This window comes from Streptomyces sp. NPDC058955 (assembly GCF_042741435.1).
Classification (GTDB): Bacteria; Actinomycetota; Actinomycetes; order Streptomycetales; family Streptomycetaceae; genus Streptomyces.
This window is the reverse complement of the sequence record NZ_JBHYKM010000215.1, coordinates 1-5509: the sequence shown is the minus strand read 5'-3', so window position 1 is coordinate 5509 and position 5509 is coordinate 1. Positions and strand designations below refer to the sequence as shown.

Sequence of the window (5509 nt, the reverse complement as noted above, 5' to 3'; positions counted from 1 at the left end):
GGCCGCGACCAACCGGGGGGCCCACGCGGCGTCTACCGTGGACCCATGACCTCCGCCACCCCCCTTCGCCTCGTCACCCACGCCGCACTCGTCGAGGCCCGCACCACCGACCGGCAGCTGTCGGTCTCCGCCCGCCTGGAAGCCGAACTCTCCGACGGCCGCGCCCTCGTCCTCCTCGACGACCGGGGCTGGGCCGAGAGCGTCGTCGGCGGCGCCGCGGTGAGGGACCACCTCACGGTGGAGTCCGTCGAGGAGACCGCCCGCACCGTCGTCGGCCCCGACGAGCCCTACGGGGACCAGACCCAGGAGGAGGCCGCCGAGGCCCACTGGGCCGCCCTCGCCGGCATCCTCGCCGACCAGGGCGTACGCGTCGACCCGGCCGCCCTCGCGGCCCTCCGGCACGACGTCGTCCTCGACGCACGCCTGCGCTCCTGGGCCGGGTTCTAGGCTCCGTCCGCCTGCGCCCGCACGAGCACCGCACCCGCCTCCGTCCAGTCGTACAGCACCGAACGGCCCGCCCTCCTCCGGCGCACCAGCCCGGCCTCGTGCAGCACCTTCAGATGGCGGCCCACGGACCCGAGGCCCTGGCCCGTCAGTGCCACCAACTGGCTGGTGGAGAGCGGTACTTCGAGGCGCAGCAGCACCCCCGCACGGGCCGGTCCGAGCAGTGCGCCCAGCGCCTCCGGCACCGCCGGGCCCGCCCCGTGCGCCAGAACCCCCGCGCAGGGGTAGACGATCGCGTACCGCTCCTCCCCCTCCCGCGCCGCGTCCCACGACACCCAGCCGGTCTTCGGCGTCACCGGCACCAGCAGCAGCCGGCCGCCCTCGACCGAACGCGGCGGATAGTCACGGGCGTTGACCTGGAGCCTGCCGTTCCCGAGCCACCGCATCTTCCCCGGGCACAGCTCGTCCAGCGCCGCCGCCCAGCCGTCGCGTGCGAGGCGCGCGGTCCTGGCCGTCACATCGGCCTCCATCACCCGGCGCCGCCGCGGCCACTCCGGCAGCACCGTCTCCCGCCACACCCAGGTCAGCAACTCCGCCAGGCGGCCGGGCAGATCGCGCGCCGAGGCCAGCGGCTCCGGCACCGCGCCGCCGGCCGAGACCGCCAGGTCGGCCAGGGCGGCCGGCTGTCCGGTCGCGCGGACCACCGCCACCTCCTCCTCGAAGCACCGCTCGCCCTCGCCCAGCGGGGTGGGCGTGAGGAAGTCCGCGTTCCAGGTGGGGCTGATCGCCGCCCGCACCAGCAGCCCGTCCAGCGGCTCCGCCGTGATCCGGGCCCGGTAGGCCGGCAGGTGCTCCGCCAGCCACCTCCGCTCGCCCGGGTGCCCGGCCCGCCCGGCGTGCAGCGCCTTCAGCGCGGCGACGGTCTCGGCGAGCGGCGACACCACGAACCGGCCGCCCGCGAGCGTGTCCGCCCCGATCCGCCACCACCCCATGCCCGGCCCTCCCCGTCCGTCCCCGCCCGTCGCTGTCCGTCCTCGGCTCGCCCCCCCGGGACGAGCCTCGCCCTCCGGGACGAGCCTCGCCGACCACCCGCCCGGCGCCCACTGTTTCGCCGACCCGCGAAACAGTACCGGCGCCCGTCCCGGCCTCCCCAGAATCCCCGGCATGTCCCTCTCCGCCTCCGAGGCGCCCGCTCAGGCGGGCTACCGCGACCTGTTCCGCACCCCCGAGTTCACGCCCCTCTTCCTCGCCGGCTCCGCGCAGACCGCCGCCCAGACCGTGACCGGGCTCGGGCTCGCCACGCTGGTGTTCCGCTCCACCGGGTCCCCGCTGCTCAGCGCGCTCGCCATGTTCGGGCCCTCGCTCGCCCAGCTGCTCGGCGCCATGACCCTGCTCTCCGCGGCCGACCGGCTGCCGCCCCGTACCGCGCTCACCGTCGTCGCCGTCGTGTTCGCGGCGGGGACCGGCCTCCAGGCCGTGCCCGGGCTGCCGCTCGGCGCCGCGTTCGGGCTGCTCGCCGTCCTCGGCGCCGTCGGATCGCTGGGCGGGGGCGTGCGGTACGGGCTGCTCGGCGAGATCCTGCCGCGGGAGCGCTATCTGCTCGGCCGCTCGGTGCTGAACATGTCCGCCGGCTTCTTCCAGATCGCCGGCTTCGCCACCGGCGGCGTGCTCCTCGCCGTGCTCTCCGCACGCGGCACCCTCCTCGTCGGCGCCGCCTTCTACCTCCTCGCCGGACTCCTCTACCGCGGCGGGCTCACCGCCCGCCCGCCCCGTGCCGGCGGCCGGATCTCGGCGGCCCGGACCTGGCGGACCAACGCCCGGCTGCTCGCCGACCGGCACCGCCGGCTCCTCTACCTGGCGCTGTGGGTGCCCAACGGGCTGGTCGTCGGCTGCGAGGCGCTCTTCGTGGCGTACGACCCCGACCGCGCCGCCCTGCTCTTCGTCTGCGGCGCCGCCGGCATGCTCGCCGGGGACACCGTCCTCGGACGGTTCGTGCCGGCGCGGCTGCGGGTGCGGCTGGCCGCGCCCCTCCAGGCCCTGCTGGCCGCCCCGTACCTGCTCTTCGCGCTGGGCACGGGGCTGCCTCCGGTGGCGGCGGGCGCGGCCGTGGCGGTTTCCGCGGTCGGCTACGGCGCGAGCCTGCTCTACCAGGAGCGGCTGCTGGCGCTGGTCCCGGAGGAGTCGAGCGGGCACGCGCTCGGCCTGCACGGTTCCGGGATGCTGGCCTGCCAGGGCCTCGCCGCGGCCCTGGCGGGCGGTCTCGCGCAGCTTACCTCGCCGGCGACGGCGATGGCCCTCCTGGCGGTGGTCTCGCTCGCCGTCACCGCCGCCCTCACCGCGGGGCTGTCGAGCGCAGTACGACCGTCTCCTCGCACGGACCGTCGGCGAACAGCTTGAGCGCCTCCATCTCGTCCTTGTCGACCGAGAGCCCCCAGCGCAGCTTCGTCCCCACCCATTCGCCGACGTAGCGGCAGTAGGCCGCGTTCCCGTCGGGCACCCAGGCGGCCGGGTCCTGCCCGGCCTTCGCCTTCCGGCTGCGGGCGGTGACCGCGACCAGTGTCGCCGCGGCGCCCTGGTCGTTGGCGTACTTCGCCCGCCGGGCCGCCGTCCAGCCGGACGCCCCCGAGGCCCACGCCTCCTCCAGCGGGACGAGGTGGTCGACCTGGAGCAGCGCCGGGTCGGTGACGGTCTGGCCGTCGTAGTACGAGGTCCACCGGCCGCCGGTGAGGACGCAGCCGGTGCCGGCCGTGGGCGCGTCGACGGCCTCCGCGAGCAGCACCTCGGCGCGGGTGTCGCAGGCGTCCGCGGTGTCGAGGCCCTGGTCCCAGTGCGGGAAGGCCGACTCCCGGTATCCGGCGGAGTCCTCGGTGGCCTCGGTCAGTTCGGCGAGCGCGTCCGGGAAGAGCTGGACGCCGGCGGAGGCGGCGGGGGAGGGGGCGGCGAGCGGGGACAGGACGAGGGCGAGCGGGACGAGCCCGCGCATCAGGTTCTTGATCACGTACCGGTGGATAGCGCCGGGGACGGGGCGCACGGGGCCGAATCGCGGTGCGCTCCGCCGAGCGGGCGCGGATGTTCACCGCAGAAACGATGCGGTGCGGGGGGCGGCGTACGTACGAAAGAGCGCGGAACCAGGGACCGTAAACCTGGTTCCGCGCTCTCGTCCGATGACCGCCCGGCGGTGCGAGGCTGGCGCGACAGGACGTTCGCACCGCCGGGCGGAGACTGTGGGCTCCCGTGGGGGGAGCGGGCGTTGGGACCGCGGCGGCTCCGGCGGACGCTTCGGCCGGTCCCTTCCTTCAGGTCTGGAAGGGGGGCCTGGCGTCCTGGCCACCGCACTGGCTCGGAGCCACCGCGGTCCTCACGCTGTCCGGATCACCGGCCACCCCTCATCCGGGCCGGCGTTCCGGACGGCGTACGGCTCTGACCTCCCGTCAGGTGCCGTACGCGGTCTGGGAATCCGAGAGAACTAGTCCTCGCGCAGGGCGCGGACCGCCTCCTCGACGCGCTTGCCGTACTCGGCGTCGGCGGCGGCGAAGTGGGCGAGGTTCTTCTCGATGACGTCCTCGCGGGACACCTGGGAGAGGCCGCCGGCGATGTTGGCGATCAGCCGGGACTTCTCCTCCTCCGACATCAGGCGGTAGAGCTCGCCGGCCTGGAAGAAGTCGTCGTCCTTGGTGTGCTGCGGGGCCGCGTGGGTGCCGGTCCAGCCGTGGATCGCGAGCGGCGCGGAGAGCGGCGCGTCGGTCTGGGCCGGGCCCTGGTACGAGTTGGGCTCGTAGTTCTTGTCGTACCGCGAGCCGTTGCGGGTCGCCATGGCGCCGTCGCGGCCGTAGTTCACGGCGGTCGTCGCCTTGGGAGCGTTCACCGGGAGCTGGGTGTGGTTCACGCCGAGGCGGTAGCGGTGGGCGTCCGCGTAGGCGAAGAGGCGGCCCTGGAGCATCTTGTCCGGCGAGGGGCCGATGCCCGGCACGAAGTTGTTCGGGGAGAAGGCGGCCTGCTCGACCTCGGCGAAGACGTTGTCCGGGTTGCGGTCGAGGACCATCCGGCCGACGCGCTGCAGCGGGTAGTCGCTGTGCGGCCACACCTTGGTGAGGTCGAACGGGTTGAAGCGGTAGTCGGCGGCCTCGGCGGCCGGCATGACCTGCACGTACAGGGTCCAGGACGGGTTCACGCCGCGCTCGATGGCCTGGAGCAGGTCCGTCTGGTGCGAGTTGGCGTCCTTGCCGACGAGCTCGGCGGCCTGCTCGGAGGAGAGCGAGCGGATGCCCTGGTTCGTCTTGAAGTGGTACTTGACGAAGAAGGCCTCGCCCGCCTCGTTGGTCCACTGGTAGGTGTGCGAGCCGTAGCCGTTCATGTGGCGGTACGAGGCCGGGATGCCGCGGTCGCCCATGAGCCAGGTGATCTGGTGGGTGGCCTCGGGGGCGTGCGCCCAGAAGTCCCAGACGTTGTCCGGCTCCTGCTTGCCCGTGAAGGGGTCGCGCTTCTGGGAGTGGATGAAGTCGGGGAACTTGATCGGGTCCTTGATGAAGAACACCGGGGTGTTGTTGCCGACGAGGTCGTAGTTGCCCTCCTCGGTGTAGAACTTCACCGCGAAGCCGCGCGGGTCGCGGACCGCGTCCGCGCCGCCGAGCGAGTCGGCCACGGTGGAGAAGCGGATGAAGAGCTCCGTCTTCTTGCCCACCTCGGAGAGGAAGTCGGCCTTGGTGAAGCCAGTGACGTCGTCGGTCACCTCGAAGTAGCCGTACGCGCCGGAGCCGCGGGCGTGCACCACGCGCTCCGGGATCCGCTCACGGTTGAAGCGCGCGAGCTTCTCCAGCAGGTGCTGGTCCTGGAGGAGGAGGGGGCCACCGACGCCGGCGGTGGCGGAGTTCTGGTTGTCGGCGACGGGGGCGCCGGACTCGGTCGTGAGCACGCGCTTCGACATGGTGGCCTTTCCGTGCAGGATGCTGCTGACTTGCCGTGGAGCGTAAGTTCGCTCGAAACACGTCGTCAACAGTTTGTTGAAATCGAAGTGGGGTGTTCCGGTCGGCGGCGGCGCCTTGGGCGCGACAGGACAGGTGTCAGC

Annotated in this window: 5 protein-coding genes; 2 read left to right on the top strand and 3 right to left on the bottom strand. The window is 73.7% G+C overall.

Going from position 1 to position 5509, the window contains the following annotated elements:
- The first annotated feature begins 45 nt into the window (after positions 1-45).
- Positions 46-447: a hypothetical protein gene (locus ACFW1I_RS37835; RefSeq protein ID WP_384678576.1), complete on the top strand. Its 402-nt coding sequence runs from the start codon at positions 46-48 to the stop codon at positions 445-447.
- Here ACFW1I_RS37835 and ACFW1I_RS37830 read toward each other — a convergent pair.
- Complete coding sequence (locus ACFW1I_RS37830) at positions 444-1436, bottom strand: ArsR/SmtB family transcription factor (protein WP_384678575.1); 993 nt, start codon at positions 1434-1436, stop codon at positions 444-446. The genes ACFW1I_RS37835 and ACFW1I_RS37830 overlap by 4 nt on opposite strands.
- A gap of 172 nt (positions 1437-1608) precedes the next feature.
- Between ACFW1I_RS37830 and ACFW1I_RS37825 the strand changes: the two genes are divergently transcribed.
- Complete coding sequence (locus tag ACFW1I_RS37825; RefSeq protein ID WP_384678573.1) at positions 1609-2841, top strand: MFS transporter; 1233 nt, start codon at positions 1609-1611, stop codon at positions 2839-2841.
- On the opposite strand, the gene ACFW1I_RS37820 is transcribed toward ACFW1I_RS37825, so the two are convergent.
- The gene (locus ACFW1I_RS37820; protein ID WP_384678571.1) at positions 2777-3442 is read right to left on the bottom strand and encodes an HNH endonuclease; all 666 of its coding nucleotides are present in this window, start codon (positions 3440-3442) and stop codon (positions 2777-2779) included. The genes ACFW1I_RS37825 and ACFW1I_RS37820 overlap by 65 nt on opposite strands.
- 468 nt (positions 3443-3910) lie before the next feature.
- Positions 3911-5368 (bottom strand): catalase, encoded by a 1458-nt coding sequence (locus ACFW1I_RS37815; protein ID WP_384678569.1) that lies wholly within the window; start codon positions 5366-5368, stop codon positions 3911-3913.
- Positions 5369-5509 lie beyond the last annotated feature (141 nt).

Coding starts and splice junctions, on each gene's coding strand:
- ACFW1I_RS37835 (WP_384678576.1), top strand. CDS start 46: ATGACCTCCGCCACCCCCCTTCGCCTCGTCACCCACGCCGCACTCGTC.
- ACFW1I_RS37830 (WP_384678575.1), bottom strand. CDS start 1,436: ATGGGGTGGTGGCGGATCGGGGCGGACACGCTCGCGGGCGGCCGGTTC.
- ACFW1I_RS37825 (WP_384678573.1), top strand. CDS start 1,609: ATGTCCCTCTCCGCCTCCGAGGCGCCCGCTCAGGCGGGCTACCGCGAC.
- ACFW1I_RS37815 (WP_384678569.1), bottom strand. CDS start 5,368: ATGTCGAAGCGCGTGCTCACGACCGAGTCCGGCGCCCCCGTCGCCGAC.